This window comes from Kribbella aluminosa (assembly GCF_017876295.1).
GTDB classification, from domain to species: Bacteria; Actinomycetota; Actinomycetes; order Propionibacteriales; family Kribbellaceae; genus Kribbella; species Kribbella aluminosa.
In genome coordinates, this window is record NZ_JAGINT010000002.1 from 672,038 (window position 1) to 687,613 (window position 15,576).

Sequence of the window (15,576 nt, forward strand, 5' to 3'; positions counted from 1 at the left end):
TCTAAAGGGTTTCGGAGTGGTCGAGGCGGTGCTACCCAGGTGCAATGCATGGTTCGCTGCCGGGGAAGGCCGCCGAGATCCGGGCGTTGTTGCTCAGTTTGATCGACACGCTGCCGGAAGGCGCCGCGTTGCCTCCCGAGCGCGAGCTGGCCGCGCGCTGGAACGTCGCCCGGATGACCCTGCGGCGGGCCGTCGACGAGCTCGTGATCGAGGAACTGCTGGTCCGGCGGCACGGCAGCGGCACGTACACGACCCGGCCGAAGGTGGCGCGCTGGCTCGGGATGATCGGGTTCTCCGAGGACATCCGGCGGCGCGGGATGCGGCCGGGCAGCACGATGCTGGAGTTCCGGCACCAGAAGGCCGAGCGGGCCGCGGCGCGCCGGCTGCGGATCCCGGTCGGCGACCCGATCATCGCGTTCACCCGGCTGCGGCTCGCCGACGACCACCCGATGGTGGTGGAGCGGACCACGCTACCGGCGGCGTACGTCCCCGGGCTGCGTGACGAGGACCTGAACGGCTCGCTGTACGACCTGCTGGCCAGCCGCTACGGGATCGACCTGGTGAGTGCGACATCGCGGCTCGAGCCGATGATGCCGGACGCGAAGACGGCCGGCTGGCTGGACATCCCGACCACCCAGCCGTGCATCGCGTTGCACGGCATCAGCTTCGACAGCCGCGACCGCGTCCTCGAGTACACATCGGCCGTGTACCGCGGCGACCGCTACGCCTTCACCACCGAACTCCGCACCACCACCCCAAGCCCCCGCGCAAACGCCCGAGGCCTCTAACGGGACTCTCGGACAGGATGGATGCGGAGGGGCATCCAATATCACCGGTATGGTCCATGGCGACTGCGCCGGCCTGGGAGTCGCTGGTATATTCGAACAGACATTCGAGCGCTGATCTTTGATCGGCCAGCGTGGGTACGGCATCAGGTGGTCGGAGATGGATAGCATCAGGTTCGTGGAGCCGATTCGGGCAGAGAAGGCGGCGCTGATCGCGCTGCTCAGACAGCCCCAGGTCCGCTGGGCAGACGTGACGGCAGAGGTCTTCGACGCAGGTAGTGCGTCACAGGTGCTGGACAGCTATGTTGCCGGTCGTGACACGCTGTTCCCGGTCGGTGATCTCGACCGAGTTCTCCGGGAGGCCGAACAGGAGATTCTTGGATGGGAGGCCGAGGGGATCGGCATCCATGCCTTCTTTGAGCCCAGCTACCCTGCGCAGCTTCGCGACATCCATGAGTCGCCACCCATCATCTTTACACGTGGCACGTTGCGCGACGATCTCAGAGCCGTAGCGGTCGTCGGCACCCGGCAAGCCAGTCCACGTGGAGTGGGAATTGCGCAGGCCGTCGCGACTGCACTGGCGAAGAACGAGGTCACGGTGGTGAGCGGGCTCGCGGCCGGGATCGACACGGCGGCGCACGTAGCGACACTCGAGGCTGGGGGTCGTACCGTGGCCGTGATCGGTACCGGACTCCGCCGTACGTATCCGGCTGCGAACGCCGAGCTCCAGCACCGCATCAGCCAGCGGGGTCTCGTCCTCAGTCAATTCTGGCCCGATGGTCCGCCGACGAAGAAGACGTTCCCGATGAGGAACGCCGTGATGAGCGGATATGCGGCCGCGACGGTGGTTGTCGAGGCGCCATGGCGGAGTGGCGCACGAATCCAGGCCCGGCTTGCGCTTCAGCACGGCCGTCCGGTTGTGATGCCACGTGATCTGCTCGCGCACGACTGGGCCAGAGAGTATGCCGAGCGCCCGGGTGTGTACGTTGTCGACAACACGGACGAGTTGCTGGCTGTCGCAGAAGAGCTGGTGGCCGAGGCTGCTGAGGGCCTGGAGCGTCTGCGGAAGCCGTCGGCCGTTGTCCAGTTCTGATGCCTGGCAGCCATATCGCGAGTCGGTCGCCCGGCAGGCGATCTTCCTCCGCAATCCGTTGCCGCCAGGCCCAGGTGTCTGCTTCGTCTGTCGATCTGCGGCCAAGGACGGCTACGACGTCTGCTACCCGTGCCGCACGCACCGCGACGCGAGTCATCTGACCTCAGATGCTGTTGTCCCGATCGCGTATGCGCTGAAAGGCGCACAGCACGCTCACCACTTGGCGACGTACAAGTTCGAACCACCGTCGTACAGCGCTCGGGCGGCGCTGCAGGCGCTGTCGATTCTCTTCCTGGGGCTTCATCGGCCGTGCTTCGAGCAGGCAGCAGGCGGCCGACTGACCCACGCCGCTGTTGTTCCGAGCACCAGAGGGCGGCGGGGCGTCCATCCGCTGCAGGCATTACTGATGCCCAGCATTTCGTTGCCGTTTGTGAGCGCTCGCCCCGGAGCCGAGTACGCGAAAGACGACCGAACCTTTCGCGGCGATCGTTTCACCGCGCCGGTGCTGCCGAATGCCCGAGTTCTCTTGCTCGATGACACCTGGACGACGGGAGCGCGTGCTCAGTCGCTATCACACACGCTGAAGAGCGCAGGAGCCCGCTGTGTGATCACTGTCGTTCTTGGCCGTCATGTGAACGGCAGGCATGATGGTTCCAAGGCGCTTGTCGAACAAGCGAAGAGCACGGCGTTCGACATCGGTCGATGTTCACTGGATAGCTGAAGCCGCCAGACACTGCCCCGTTAGAGCTGTCGGCTGACGGTCGCTTGACCGACCATCAGCGGAAGACGCCGGTGTGGCCGAGGGAGTATCGGCCGGGCTGGGGGTATACGGCCAGGCCGTGCGGGCCGTTGCCGACCCGGATCTTCGCGAGCAGCTTGCCGTCGCTCAGGCGGATCGCGTAGACCACTGAGTTGTAGCGACCGGAAACCCAGAGCACCAGGCCGTCCGGCGACACGCCGCCCATGTCCGGGCTGCCGCCGCCGGTGATCTTGATCTTGCGGACCACCTTGCGGGTCTGAAAGTCGAGCAGCGAGACCGACCCTTCGCCGCGGTTGGTGATGATCAGGTACCGCGAGTTCCGCGTGACGTAGAGCCCGTGGGCGCCCTTCCCGGTCGGGATGAACGCGCGGATCGCGACCGGCGGCCGCGCGGACAGTACCCAGATGCCGTCGCTCATCATGTCCGCGACGTAGTAGTAGCGCCCGTTCGGCGAGAGCTTCACGTCCTGCGGCATCGGGGCGTGCATCCCGCGCCGGCCGGGCAAGCGGACGACCTGCGTCACCTTCTCCGCGGCCGTGTCGACCACGAGCAGGTCGCCCGAGAACTCGCAGGACACGAGGAACGACGTACCGTCCGCTGTGAAGTCCGCGTGGTTCACCCCGGCGCACGGCACCGGCACCTTCTTCTGCACCGCCATCGTGTGCGGATCGCGGAAGACCAGTTGTCTGTCGTTGGACGCCATCACGACGGCGTGCTTGCCGTCCGGCGTGAAGTACAGGTTGTACGGGTCGTGGACGGCGACCGCCCTCCCGGGCAGGCCGGTCAGTGGGTTGATCGGCGTCAGGCTGTTGCCGAGGTCGTTGTTCACCCACAGCGTCTTCAGGTCCCAGGACGGTACGACGTGCTGCGGTTGACGCCCGGTCCGGAACGTGCGGATCACCTTGTAGGTGCGCGGATCGATCTCGGTCACGGTGTTGCTGCCGCTGTTCGGCACGTAGATGCGCTCCGGGAACCCGCGTACCGCCGCGGCGAACTGGCCCGGACGGTCGGCGGCCCATACGTCGGTCGGCGACAGCGGGGGCGGCATGCCGGGCAGCAGGCCTGGCGTCCCGGCGGACGCGCCGGGCGATGCCTGTGTGGAAGCCGGCGTTGACGGTGGTGCCGAGGCCGCACCGGCCGGAGCGGATCCCGTGCTCGCGGCGGTCCGGCCGTTACCGGAACAGCCGCCGGCAGCCAGCAGCAGAACCATGCTCAGGGCAACGGTTCGCTTCATTTCAGCAGGTCGCTCAGCGTTACTGGTGTGAGGTGCTTGGCCTGTAGACCGGAGAGGATCTGGGGCAGCGCTTTGACCGTCACCGGGTGCCCCAGGTGCAGGCTGACGATCGATCCCGGGCGAACGCCGTCCAGGACAGCCTTCACCACGGTCGGGGCAGACGGGTCCTGCCAGTCCAGGCCGTCGACGTCGTAGGACACGCAGGCAGCATAACCGGACGCGGCCGCGGACGACCGAATCAGTGGCGTGGTCTGCTGGGTCCCCGAGGCGCGGAACCAGCGCCCCTGGGACTTCGCCGTACGGCGTAACACCGTGGCGCAGTCGTGTACTTCGCGACGGGCCTCGGCCGCGCCGAGCTTGCGCATCGACTTGTGGTGCATCGTGTGGTTGCCGAGGTCGTGCCCACCGTGCAGAATCCGGGTCGCCATCTCGGGATGCGCGACCAGCCAGGTGCCGACCGCGAGCACGCTGATCTTGGCGCCGGCGTGTTCGACGAGGTCGAGCAGTGTGGTGCCGAGTGCCGGATCGCCGTTGCCGTGGAACGTGAGCGCCACCTGCGGGACCGTCCGCGGACCGTGCCCGATCTCGACCGCCTCGGTCGGCGGTGCGGGCTTCGGCGTGTGCTTCGCCGTCGGTTTCGGGGCTGCTGTGGGCGATGAGGGCGTTTGCGCCGCGGGAGGCGGACTCTTGGCTTGCTCGGGGCTCGAGCAGTCGGCCAACGCTCCCGTACCTAGTGCCAGCAGTGCCGATTTCAGGACAGTACGGCGCTCCATAGCGGCGAACGTACGTACGCGATGCTGAGCGGACCCTGAGCGCGCGCGATGGCTGATTCGTCAGCGTGATTGCCGACCGGGTCCGGATGGTCACTAGGGTGCTGCGGTGGACCTCGCGAGCCCCATCAGCACAGTGGTGCCCTCACTGGACGGGCCGGTGCTGCTCGTTCTGGCCGCGGCCGAGGAAGGTCTGTCGGGTCGCCAGATCCACAAGCTCGCCGGGTCCGGCAGCGTCGCGGGCGTCCGGCTCGTGCTGCAACGGCTGGCCGCGACCGGTCTGGTGCACGGCGACGACTCCGGCAACTCGCTGCTGTACCGCCTCAACCGAAGGCACCTGCTCGCCCCGATCGTCGAGCAGCTCGCGAACCTCCGCAGTACGTTGACCACCCACCTCGCCGCCGAGATCAGCAGCTGGCACATCCCGCCCGTCCACGCCGGCCTGTACGGCGCGATCGCCCGCGCCGACGGCGACCTGGACAGCGACGTTGACCTCCTGCTGATCCGCCCGGACCACCACGACGCCGACGACACCCTCTGGACCGCCCAGGTCAGCCACCTCATGCAATCCGTCGTGGACCTCACCGGCAACGCCGCCCACGTCTTCGAACTGAGCCAGTCCGAACTCGCCGGCCACCTGTCCACCGCCCCCATCCTCAACGACTGGACCCACCCAACCCTCCACCTCACCGGCGTCCCGCTGACCGAAGCCGGCAGGGTTCCGGCCGTCCTCTGAACCGCCTACTGTCGCCCGGATGAGACTGCGGTACGCGTCGGGCTAGACCACCTCGAGGTGGTCCTTGGTGGGGAGGGTGGGGAACGGGGCGTGGGGCTCGGTCTGGTACCAGTACGAGGTCGAGGCGAGGTCGTCCTGGAGTTGGAGGAAGCGGCCGTCGCGGCGCCAGCCGAGGGCCTGGACGGTGACGCGGAGGTCTTCGGTGAAGCGGATCGTGTCCTGGATGTGCCAGCGGTAGAGGCCGAAGCGCTGCTGGTTGTCGGAGAATCCGCTCGGCTCGATCACCTGCGGCATCCCGAGGTACGGCGTCGTGAATGTCGCGTACTGACCCGCCGGGTGCTCGAAACCCCACGCGCCGCCGAAGTAGTCCTCCGTACCGGTACCGCAGATCGTCGGGTACTCCTCGTCGCCGTCGAGGTAGAACTTGAACTCGCCCTCGCCCCACCACCCGGTGTTGTTGCAGCCCCACGCGAGATAGGTCCCGACGTACTGCCCCTGTCCGCGGACGCCGTCGAGCAGCGTGTGCACCTCGCCGTACGGGACCGGGTTGGACCGCCGGAACTGCGCGTGGAAGTACCCCAGGTCCGCCGGTACCTCGGTGCGGACGAAGTCGACCTGGTAGAAAAAGCCCTCGATCTCCGTCTCCAGCAGGTTCTCGATCGTGATCCGGGCGCCGCCGCGGAACGGCATCTGCCAGTAGCTGTTGAACCCGCCCTTCGGGTTGACCGCGATCGGCACCGAGCTGACCTGGCAGTGCTGGCCCCAGCCGTTGCAGAAGAAGTCGCCGAGCGGTACCTCGACCGACGGCGTCTCCTCACCGTCCCAGTACATCCGCAGTACCAGCGAACGCCACGTCTTCGAGTCGACGGTGATCCAGAGATGCGTGATCGCGCCCGCGCCGTCGATCTCCGCGAGCGTCGTGGTCGACTCCGGCGCGAGGTTGATGCAGGGCTGGATCTTCCAGCCGGGGCCGAGGTCGCGCGCCTGCCGGGACAGGACGCCCTCGGTCGCCCGCGCGCCGCCGCCCTTGGCGCCGTCCGGGTTCTCCGCGCTGGTCGAGTAGGTCCGCGCGGACGACAGCCGCGCCAGGTTGCCGAGATGTACGTCGAGACCGTTGAAGTCACCCATACCGGTCGACCCTAGAGCGCGGTCCGCCGCGCCACACCCCGTCGCATGAGACCGCCGAGACCGGTTTCGGCCGAGTGGTCTACCCAAGGTGCTTTACCGACCGCGATTCGTCGGTAACAGTGAACCGGTGCCTGCTTCGTCTGTCGCGCTGATCGGTCCACCCGGCCCGGCGACCGCGTTCGCCGCCGCCGGTCTCACGTTCGTCCGGTACGACGAACCCCCCGCGGACCTCGCGGCGTACCGGGCGGTGGTGGTACTCGCGGGGCACTACCCGGAGCCGGCCCGATTCGACACGTCGGCGCTGGCGGAGTACGTGCGCGGCGGCGGGACGGCGTACGTGGAGTTCGCAGTCGACGACGGCTTCCTGCCGGCCGGCCCGGTGCGGGACGCCCACATCGAACGCATCTTCACCCGCGAGCCGCTGACCGGGATCGAACCGCTCAGCATCCTCGACGAGCACCTCTCCCGCGCCCAAGAAGTCACCCCGCCGCCCTCCGCCACCGAACTCCTCACGTACGGCTCCGTCGCCGGCACCCACAAGGCAGTCTTCGGTCCCCCCGCCGAAACCTTCCCCGCCCTCCTCGACATCCCCGTCGGCACCGGCCGCCTCCTCTACGCCACCACCGCCCTCAGCCACCACCTCCAAGGCCGTTACAAACCGGTACGCCGCTGGACGCGTCTACTGCAGCTGATCACCGCCGAACTCACGGGCACCGACGCCCCACCCGACTTGGAACTCTTCACCGAACCCCACGTGTGGGTCGCGACCGGAGAACCCGCGAAGGTAGTCGTCCGCACAACCACCCAACCCCCACCCGCAACCAACCGCGACGTCCCACTTGAGCTGGTTGAGGTCGCACCCGGTCGATACGAGTCTGGGCTAACCGTGCTTCCCGACGGGGTACATACATTCGCCGTCGGCGAGCACACGACAACGATCACCGTGGGACCCCGCCCCGAGCGCTACCGCCGGATGATCGACCGCGGCATCGCCTGGTTCGACAAGGCCGGCATGTTCTACGACGCCCCCGACGGATCGAAGGGAGTCGCGGAGGGGTTCTCCAACGAGATCGGCTTCGACGGCACACTCCCCTTCCGCCCCGTCCCCCGCGGCGACTGCTACACCCAGACCGCCCACGCCTTCCGGAGGTACGCCGACCTGACCGCCGACCCCCGCGGCCACACCATCGCGGAAAACCTCATGCGCCACGTAGTAGAGGAAGAACAACTCACCGACCGCAACAACCTGTACGGCGCCTTCGAACCCCGCGGCGCCCGCACGGACCTCACCGCCACTAACAACCTGTTCGCCGACGACGGCGGCTGGATCGCGCTCTTCGCGCTGATCTCCGGCGACCTCGAGGCCGGCCTCCGCGGCGTCGAATCGCTGATCCGCACCGCCAACACCGAACTCGGCCTCCAGGTGGACCCCTGGCGCACCCCGTCCACCCTGATGGTGAAGGGCTGGGACGAGTTCGGCCGCAGCCCGATCGAGGACGGCCTCGACCTCACCTCGCACTGGCAGAGCTCCGCGCTGTGCTCCTATCTCTACGCGTACGGCGTCACCGGCGAACCGTCGTACCTGGAGATCGCCGAACGCGGGCTCGACCACATGGCGTCCCACCACCCCCGCGCCCGCCTGGAAACCAGCCGCACCTGCGAGGCCGGCCGCTTCCTGCTCCCACTCGCCGGCGGCTACTTCTACACCCGCAAACCCCTGTACCTGCAGACGATGCTCGACCTCGCCGACTACCTGAAGAGCCGCCAGGGCCCGGACGGCGGATTCGCCGAGTGGGACGGTAAGTGCCCGCCGAGCAACGAGGCGTACGGCGTCGACGAGGCGTCGATCTTCCAGGCGAACGGCGACCCGGTCACCGACCAGCTGTACGGTACGCCGTTCGCCGCCTGGGCCTTGCCGATCGTCCACCAGATCACCGGCGAACCGGTCTTCGAGGAACTCGCCCACGGCGTCCTCGACTACCTGAGCCGGATCCAGATCGACGACCCGGACGACGAGCAGCTCGACGGCACCTGGCAGCGCGCGTTCGACTTCGACGCCTGGGAGTACTTCGGGTCGAACGCCGACATCGGCTGGGGACCGTACTGCGTGGAGACCGGGTGGTCGGTCGCTCCGAGCCTGATCGCTGCCATGCAGTACCTCCAACGCGAGCCGTTCTTCCCGGAGCCCGGCACCAACCCCGCACCTGTCGCCGCCGTTCGCGCGGAGTTCGAATCGATCCGCAAGGGCGAGCCCGCGCCGCCGACGTTCCGCCGTCGTGCGGACGGGCGGATCGTTCGGGTCCAAGGCGGCGTACGGGCTGTGCTCGGCGACCTCACCGCCGGAGGTGAGCCGGCGTGGGCCCGCAACGACCCGGCGAACTCGTACGAGATCTACGTCCGCGGCGCCGACAACCACCTGCACCACACCTACCTGGACGACCGCGTCGGCCAGGGCCGCTGGCAGCAGCTCGGCGATCTCGAACTCGCCGACGACCCGGTGGTTGCCTTCAACCCCGGCGCGGACGCGATCGAGGTGTACGTCCTGGGCGCCGACCGCCGCATCCACCACTGCTCGATGATCGACGTCCGCGGCGGTCACACCCCGTGGGAACCTGTCGGTACGCTGCACTTCACCGGCTCCCCGGCCGTGCTGTACGACGAGACCCTCGGCTCGGTCCGCCTGGTGGCGAACGACACCGCCGGCCAGGACCGCCGTACCCGCAAGGTCAACCGCTGGCACCTTCCCTGGCAAGACTATTCACACTGGATCACCGCATGACGCAGATCGCCATCGACGGCGGGCAGTCCGCCCTCCGCCTCCGTGTCCTCCCGTCCGGCCGGACCGGCACCGGCCCTGGTTACACCCACGGCCCGGACGCGCTCCCCAAACTGCTCGACGCGATCGGTACCGCCGCGGCCGAGGCTCAGCTGAACGGGCCGGTCGACGTCGTCGCGCTGGGTCTCACCGGTTATCCACAGGCGCCGGGTGCCGCCGAGCGGCTGGCGGCGGATGTCGCGGAGCTGCTGGATGCGGACGAGGTACGGCTGACGCAGGACATGGTCACCGCGCACGCCGGTGCGCTTCCGGACGGGTACGGCGTAGTGGTTGCCGCAGGCACCGGTCTGGTGTGTCTCGCCGTCGACCGGGACGGGACGTGGCGGAAGCTCGACGGACACGGGTACCTGTTCGGCGACGCGGGAAGTGCGTTCGCGATCGGCCGCGCCGGGCTGGTCGCCGTACAGCGGGCCCGTGACGGCCGGGGCCCCGCGACCAAGCTCGCCGACACCGCGCTCGACCCGGTCACGCTGTACCGCTCGTCGACGCTGGTCGACGACGTCGCGCGGTTCGCTCCCGAAGTACTGCGTTGTGCCGCCGAAGGCGATCCGGTCGCGCACGAGCTCGTCGGCCGGGCCGCCGCCGACGTCGCCGAGACGATCGCCGCCGCGGTCGCGCAGCTCGCCGGTGAAGGACCCGTACCGGTCGCCTGCGTCGGCGGCCTGTTCGCAGGCGCCGGGGAACAACTGTTGACCCCAGTCCGCGCCGCCCTACCCGCGCGTGCACGGCTGTCCGCAGCGGCCGGCAACTCACTCGACGGCGCCGAGCGTCTCGCCACCGGACCCGCCGGAACGTACGCCGACCTGATTGTGACGCACCGTCGATGAGAACTCTTGCCCCCGGCACCCTCGTGGTGTCCTGCCAGGCAGGGCCCGAGAACCCGCTGTACGGTCCGGCCGGGATGGCGCTGATGGCGCAGGCCGCCGAGGCCGGCGGCGCGGGCGCGATCCGGGCCAACGGACCGCACGACATCGCGGCGATCCGCGCGGTCACCGACCTGCCGATCATCGGCATCCACAAGCTCGGCGACCCGGCGGGCGTGTTCATCACCCCGACGTACGACGCCGCGGCCGGGATCGTGGCCGCCGGCTCCGACCTGATCGCGCTCGACGCGACCCTGCGACCGCGTCCCGACGGGCAGCGGGTGGCGGAGCAGATCGCCCGTATCCACGCCGAGCTCGGCGTACCGGTGATGGCCGACGTGGACACCCTGGACGCCGGTCTGGCGGCCCGGGACGCGGGTGCCGACGTGGTCGCGACGACGCTGTCCGGCTATACCAATGGCCGTCCACCGGCCGGACCTGACGTCGAACTGGTCCGGCGGCTGGCCGCGAAACTGGACTGCCCGATCGTCGCCGAGGGCCGGATCCGGACCCCGGAGGACGTCCGCAGCGTCTGCGATGCGGGCGCGTACGCCGTCGTGGTCGGGCACGCGATCACCAACCCGATGGACCTCACCGCCCGCTTGGTCGGTGCGATGGCGGCCCCATAGACCATCAACAGTGGTCTAGTCGATCTTGTCGACCGGGCTCGAATCCCCTTCCGTGAGGCCGTCCGCCGGGCGTATCCATGACGCAGTCAACGCCCTGAGAGGACTCGTCTCATGATCGAGGTCGACCGCCGTACCCTGCTCCGCGCCGCCTTGGCCGGATCCGCCGTCGCCACGCTCGCCTCCTGCGCGCAGCCCGTCCAGAGCAAGAGTGCACCGGTCGCGGCCGGGTCGTCGGTGGACGGCAGCAAGCCGCTGGAGTTCTTCAACTTCGACGGCGGCTACGGCAAGGAATGGACCACGATGCCGCTGGATCTCTACCGCAAGGAGTTCCCGAAGGCGGACGTCAAGCTGAACAGCGGCCAGCAGCTCCAGCAGCAACTTCAGCCGCGCTTCATCCAGGGCGACCCGCCGGACCTGATCGAGAACGTCGGCATGGACGGTGCGACGCTGGCCGCGCAGAAGCAGGTGATGGACATCGGCCGGCTGCTCGACATGGAGGCCTACGGTCAGCCCGGCGTCAAGGTCCGCGACACGCTGCTCCCCGGCGTCGCCGAGGCCGGCCGGTACGACGGGGTGAAGTACGAGATGCCGTACGTCTTCGGCGTCGGCGGGATCTGGTACAGCAAGCCGATGATGGAGAAGCACGGCTGGGAGTACCCGAAGCACTGGGACGAGATGCTCGCCCTCTGCGCGGAGATCAAGAAGACGACGGACATCGCGCCCTGGACGTACCAGGGCAAGTTCCCCGGGTACCTCACCAACCCGATGCTGATGACGGCGTACAAGGCCGCCGGCCCGGACCTGAAGAAGAAGGTCGACAACCTGGAGCCGAACGCGTGGCGCGACCCGGCGCTGATCGCGGCCGCCGAGGGCTACCAGGAGCTGGCCGCGAAGGGCTACCTGCTGGAGGGCTCGCAAGCGCTCTCACACACCCAGTCGCAGACCTATTGGGCGCAGGGCAAGGCCGTCTTCATCCCGTGCGGCGGCTGGCTGGAGAACGAGCTCGGTGACATCGCGCCGAAGGACCTCGGCATGACGATGGTCCCGGCGCCGGGGATGTCGAAGGACGACAAGGCGCCGTTCGAGACCGTCACCGGTGGTCCTGGCGGCGCGCTGATCGTGCCGGCCAAGGCGAAGAACCCGCAGGGCGGGATCGAGCTGCTGCGGATCATCCTGTCCAAGCAGTGCATGCAGAACTTCACCAAGGTGACCAAGTCGCTGACCGTGGTGAAAGGCGCCAGCGACGGCGTCGAGCTGTCCTCGGCGAACAAGTCCATGCAGGCGGTGATCGAGGCCGCCGGCACGAACATGTTCGCGGACTGGTCGTGGCGGCTGTGGTACAAGAAGCTGCTGGACAACTCGGACAAGGCGATGGCCGCGCTGATGAACCGCGAGGTCACGCCGGACGGGTGGAGCAAGCAGATGCAGAATTACGCCGACGAGACCGCGAAGGATCCGTCGATCAAGAAGTTCCACGTCTGATGCACCACGGGAAGTACCGCTTCATCGTCGGCCTGCTGCTGGTCCCGCTGGCGGTCTACGCGGTGTTCGTGATCTCGCCGTACGTGCAGGCGTTCCCGATCGCGTTCACCAACTGGGAGGGGCTGTCGGCGAGCTACGACTACATCGGGTTCGGGAACTTCGTCACGCTGTTCCACGACTCGGTGTTCTGGGTGGCGTTGCGGCACAACCTGTTCCTGCTGGTGTCGTTGCCGATCATCATCGTGACGTTGTCGCTGTTCTTCTCGGCCGCCCTGAACTACCGCGGCGGCGTACCGGGTGCGCGGATCTACAAGGTCGTGTACTTCTTCCCCGGCGTACTGTCGATCGCGATCGTCGGTGTGCTCTGGCAGTTCGTCTTCGAGCCGCGGAACGGGCTGCTGAACGGGTTCCTGCGGGCGATCGGCCTGGACAGCCTCGCGCGGCTCTGGCTCGGTGACGGGAAGACCGCGCTCGGCTCGATCATGGCCGTCGTGGTGTGGGGCGGCGTCGGGTTCTACGTCGTACTGTTCACGGCCGCGATGGCGGCGATCCCCAAGGAACTGTACGAGGCAGCCCTGCTCGACGGAGCCGGCGCGATGCAGACGTTCTTCCGGGTGACGTTGCCGTTGATCTGGAACACGGTGCAGACGGCGCTCGCGTTCCAGGTGATCGGTGCGCTGGACATGTTCGCGCTGGTGAAGATCCTGTCGGTCGGCCCGGGCGGTCCGGACGACGCCACCCAGGTGATCTCGCTGTACATGTACACGAACGCGTTCTCGTACGGGAAGTTCGGCTATGCGTCCGCGATCGGAGTCACGTTGTTCCTGATCAACATGATCCTGACCCTGCTCACGTTCCGGCTGACCCGCCGCGAGCGGGTCGAGTACTGAGGGGGCACGATGGCTCTTTTGACGTCTCCTTCCCGGTCGACCGCTCCCGCCGTACCTCCGTCGCCTGGCCCGGTCCGGAGCGCCGTCGGCTCGCGGGTGCTCGGCGGGGTGTCACAGGGGTTCCTGCTGGTGTGGGGCGCGATGGTCGTGTTCCCGTTGCTGTGGGCGGTGCTCAGTTCGTTCAAGTCGGACCAGGACATCTTCACCAGCCCGTGGAGCATGCCGTCGCGCTGGCGGTGGGACAACTTCTCCCGCGCGTGGAACGAGTCGCACATCGGCTCGTACTTCTTCAACAGCGTCGTCGTCGTGTGCTGCGGAGTCGTACTGACGTTGCTGTTGTCGTCAGCGGTCGCTTACGTGCTGGCGCGGTTCGAGTTCCCGGGTTCGCGGGTGCTGTACTACGTGTTCGTGGCCGGGATGGTGTTCCCCGGGTTCCTGGCGTTGGTGCCGCTGTTCTTCGTCGTACAGAATCTGGGGCTGCTGAACACGTACCTCGGGTTGATCCTGGTGTACGCCGCGCACGGGATGTCGTTCTCGGTGTTCTTCCTGACGGCTTTCTTCAAGACGCAGTCGAAGGAGCTTGCCGAGGCGGGACTTGTGGACGGGTGTTCTCATTGGGGTGTGCTCTTTCGCATCATGCTGCCGCTCGCCCGGCCCGGTCTGGTCAGTATCGGCATTTTCCAGTTCCTCGGGATGTGGAACGAGTACCTGCTGCCGCTGGTGCTGAACACCGACGAGAAGCGGTACCTGGTCACCCAGGGACTGGCGAACATCGCGGTCACCCAGGGCTATCACAGCGACTTCTCAGGATTGTTCGCCGGACTGACCATCTCGATAATTCCGGTCCTGGCCGTATATCTTGGATTCCATCGACAGATCAGCGCCGGTATGACCGCGGGAGCCCTCAAGTGACCGAACTCCTCCTGGCAGCGAAGTCCCTGGACGTCACTCCACCGCCCGGTCATCGGCTCGACGGGTACGCCGCCCGCGCTGGAGTCTCCACCGGTACTGCGGACCCGTTGAACGCGAGCCTGATCTGGCTGTCGAGCACCGACGACCCGGGTGTCCTGTGGCTGACGCTGGACGCGATCGCCGTCGGTTGCGAGCTCGTTTCCGAACTCGCCGCGGCGGCCGGCGCAGCTGCCGGGATCCCGCCGTCGCATGTCGTGGTGTCGGCGTCGCACACGCACTCGGGACCGTCCGGCTGGACCGGCGAGATCCATCCGGTCATCCCCGCTGCCCGCGAGCGGGACCTGGTCGACGCGCTGCTCGGGGCGGTGGGTTCGGTCCGGCTGGAGCGGCAGCCGGTGACCGCGTCATGGCGATCCGTCGAGGTGGTCGGCGTCGGCACCAACCGGCACCGCCGCAACGGGCCGCACGACAACACCGCCGGGATCCTCGCGTTGCACTCGCTGTCGGGTTCCCTCGAAGCGGTGCTGCTGGACTTCGCGTGCCACCCGACGACGTACGGCCCGGAGAACCTGAAGTACTCCGCCGACTGGCCGGGCGCCGCCCGCGCCGCGCTGGCCCCCGCCGTCGTCGGGTTCCTCCAAGGCGCGGCCGGCGACGTCAGCCCACGCTTCACCCGCCAGGGTCGCGGAGCCGCAGAGATCACCCGTCTCGGCTCCCTGCTGGCCGGCCGGGTCCGGGAAGCCCTCGCCCACCCCGGCCTCGAGCTACCACAGTCACCACCGGCAATCCGCCGTACGACGCTCACCCTCCCGGTCCGCAACATCCCACCCGCCGCCGAAGTCGAAAAGGTCGTCTCCGCCGCCGCAAGCCACGTCCACGGCACCGACGACCCCTCCGGCCGAATCTCCCAAACCCGCCTCGACGGCGCCCGCGGCCAAGCCCTGATGGCAGCCGCCGCCCTCCCCCCAACCTTCGACCTCTCGATCAGCGCCGTCACCATGGGCGACGTCTGCTGGATCAACCTCCCGGTCGAACTCTTCGCCGTCCACGGCGCCTGCCTCCAGTCCGACAGCACCCACCCCATCACCCGAGTCATCGGCTACACCGACGGCTACTACGGCTACGTAGTAGACCCCGCAGCCGCCGAAGCCGGCACCTACGAAGCCCTCATCACCTTCTTCGACCAACCCACCACCAACCAACTAATCACCCAAACCGCCCTCTTCGCGAACAGCTAGGCCTGGATCCGTGGACAGCAAGGTGCCGCCGCTGAACCGAAGCCGCCCGACTCACCTTGCAGTGGACACCATTTGAGAGGTTCACCCATCACATTGCCCCTTCACCCATGGTGTGCAGGCGGTGAACGGGCAATGTCAAAGGTGAACCCTTGAAATGGGGCGGCACCCACAGTCGACAACTCCCGGCACTGCCGCGTGATCATTGCCCTAGGCATCGATA

14 protein-coding genes are annotated in these 15,576 nt (G+C 67.9%); 11 read left to right on the top strand and 3 right to left on the bottom strand.

Annotated elements, in window-relative coordinates; genetic code table 11:
* The first annotated feature begins 44 nt into the window (after positions 1 to 44).
* From JOF29_RS24590 to JOF29_RS24600, 3 genes are all read left to right on the top strand, one after another.
* Complete coding sequence (locus tag JOF29_RS24590) at positions 45 to 788, top strand: GntR family transcriptional regulator (protein WP_209696824.1); 744 nt, start codon at positions 45 to 47, stop codon at positions 786 to 788.
* Positions 789 to 963: 175 nt separating this feature from the next.
* Positions 964 to 1,878 carry a DNA-processing protein DprA gene (locus JOF29_RS24595; protein ID WP_209696825.1) on the top strand — a complete coding sequence of 305 codons (915 nt, stop codon included), beginning with the start codon at positions 964 to 966 and terminating at the stop codon, positions 1,876 to 1,878.
* Positions 1,865 to 2,599: a phosphoribosyltransferase gene (locus tag JOF29_RS24600; RefSeq protein WP_209696826.1), complete on the top strand. Its 735-nt coding sequence runs from the start codon at positions 1,865 to 1,867 to the stop codon at positions 2,597 to 2,599. The genes JOF29_RS24595 and JOF29_RS24600 overlap by 14 nt, the downstream gene beginning before the upstream one ends.
* Before the next feature lie 55 nt (positions 2,600 to 2,654).
* Here the strand turns inward: JOF29_RS24600 and JOF29_RS24605 are convergent, their stop codons facing one another.
* Complete coding sequence (locus tag JOF29_RS24605; RefSeq protein ID WP_245359426.1) at positions 2,655 to 3,872, bottom strand: YncE family protein; 1,218 nt, start codon at positions 3,870 to 3,872, stop codon at positions 2,655 to 2,657.
* A complete protein-coding gene (locus JOF29_RS24610) occupies positions 3,869 to 4,645 on the bottom strand; it encodes a polysaccharide deacetylase family protein (protein ID WP_209696827.1) in 777 nt (258 codons plus the stop codon). The genes JOF29_RS24605 and JOF29_RS24610 overlap by 4 nt, the downstream gene beginning before the upstream one ends.
* 106 nt (positions 4,646 to 4,751) lie before the next feature.
* Here JOF29_RS24610 and JOF29_RS24615 point away from each other — a divergent pair, with 106 nt between their 5' ends.
* Entirely contained in the window at positions 4,752 to 5,378 is a 627-nt protein-coding gene (locus JOF29_RS24615; protein WP_209696828.1) for a hypothetical protein, read from the top strand.
* A 42-nt stretch (positions 5,379 to 5,420) separates the two neighbouring features.
* On the opposite strand, the gene JOF29_RS24620 is transcribed toward JOF29_RS24615, so the two are convergent.
* The gene (locus JOF29_RS24620; RefSeq protein WP_209696829.1) at positions 5,421 to 6,506 is read right to left on the bottom strand and encodes a glycoside hydrolase family 172 protein; all 1,086 of its coding nucleotides are present in this window, start codon (positions 6,504 to 6,506) and stop codon (positions 5,421 to 5,423) included.
* Positions 6,507 to 6,633: 127 nt separating this feature from the next.
* Between JOF29_RS24620 and JOF29_RS24625 the strand changes: the two genes are divergently transcribed.
* The 7 genes from JOF29_RS24625 (at position 6,634) to JOF29_RS24655 (ending at position 15,356) form a co-directional block, all read left to right on the top strand.
* Positions 6,634 to 9,285: a hypothetical protein gene (locus tag JOF29_RS24625; RefSeq protein ID WP_209696830.1), complete on the top strand. Its 2,652-nt coding sequence runs from the start codon at positions 6,634 to 6,636 to the stop codon at positions 9,283 to 9,285.
* Positions 9,282 to 10,169, top strand: coding sequence for an N-acetylglucosamine kinase (locus JOF29_RS24630; protein ID WP_209696831.1), 888 nt, complete (start codon positions 9,282 to 9,284; stop codon positions 10,167 to 10,169). The genes JOF29_RS24625 and JOF29_RS24630 overlap by 4 nt, the downstream gene beginning before the upstream one ends.
* Entirely contained in the window at positions 10,166 to 10,834 is a 669-nt protein-coding gene (locus JOF29_RS24635; protein ID WP_209696832.1) for an N-acetylmannosamine-6-phosphate 2-epimerase, read from the top strand. The genes JOF29_RS24630 and JOF29_RS24635 overlap by 4 nt, the downstream gene beginning before the upstream one ends.
* Before the next feature lie 111 nt (positions 10,835 to 10,945).
* Positions 10,946 to 12,316, top strand: a complete 1,371-nt coding sequence (gene ngcE, locus JOF29_RS24640) for an N-acetylglucosamine/diacetylchitobiose ABC transporter substrate-binding protein (protein WP_209696833.1) — start codon at positions 10,946 to 10,948, stop codon at positions 12,314 to 12,316.
* A complete protein-coding gene (locus JOF29_RS24645) occupies positions 12,316 to 13,206 on the top strand; it encodes a carbohydrate ABC transporter permease (RefSeq protein WP_209696834.1) in 891 nt (296 codons plus the stop codon). The genes ngcE and JOF29_RS24645 overlap by 1 nt, the downstream gene beginning before the upstream one ends.
* 9 nt (positions 13,207 to 13,215) lie before the next feature.
* Positions 13,216 to 14,118 carry a carbohydrate ABC transporter permease gene (locus JOF29_RS24650; RefSeq protein ID WP_372446349.1) on the top strand — a complete coding sequence of 301 codons (903 nt, stop codon included), beginning with the start codon at positions 13,216 to 13,218 and terminating at the stop codon, positions 14,116 to 14,118.
* Positions 14,115 to 15,356 carry a hypothetical protein gene (locus JOF29_RS24655; protein ID WP_209696836.1) on the top strand — a complete coding sequence of 414 codons (1,242 nt, stop codon included), beginning with the start codon at positions 14,115 to 14,117 and terminating at the stop codon, positions 15,354 to 15,356. Before JOF29_RS24650 ends, JOF29_RS24655 begins: the two co-directional genes overlap by 4 nt.
* Positions 15,357 to 15,576 lie beyond the last annotated feature (220 nt).

Coding starts and splice junctions, on each gene's coding strand:
- JOF29_RS24590 (WP_209696824.1), top strand. CDS start 45: ATGCATGGTTCGCTGCCGGGGAAGGCCGCCGAGATCCGGGCGTTGTTG.
- JOF29_RS24605 (WP_245359426.1), bottom strand. CDS start 3,872: ATGAAGCGAACCGTTGCCCTGAGCATGGTTCTGCTGCTGGCTGCCGGC.
- JOF29_RS24610 (WP_209696827.1), bottom strand. CDS start 4,645: ATGGAGCGCCGTACTGTCCTGAAATCGGCACTGCTGGCACTAGGTACG.
- JOF29_RS24620 (WP_209696829.1), bottom strand. CDS start 6,506: ATGGGTGACTTCAACGGTCTCGACGTACATCTCGGCAACCTGGCGCGG.
- JOF29_RS24630 (WP_209696831.1), top strand. CDS start 9,282: ATGACGCAGATCGCCATCGACGGCGGGCAGTCCGCCCTCCGCCTCCGT.
- JOF29_RS24635 (WP_209696832.1), top strand. CDS start 10,166: ATGAGAACTCTTGCCCCCGGCACCCTCGTGGTGTCCTGCCAGGCAGGG.
- ngcE (WP_209696833.1), top strand. CDS start 10,946: ATGATCGAGGTCGACCGCCGTACCCTGCTCCGCGCCGCCTTGGCCGGA.
- JOF29_RS24645 (WP_209696834.1), top strand. CDS start 12,316: ATGCACCACGGGAAGTACCGCTTCATCGTCGGCCTGCTGCTGGTCCCG.
- JOF29_RS24650 (WP_372446349.1), top strand. CDS start 13,216: ATGGCTCTTTTGACGTCTCCTTCCCGGTCGACCGCTCCCGCCGTACCT.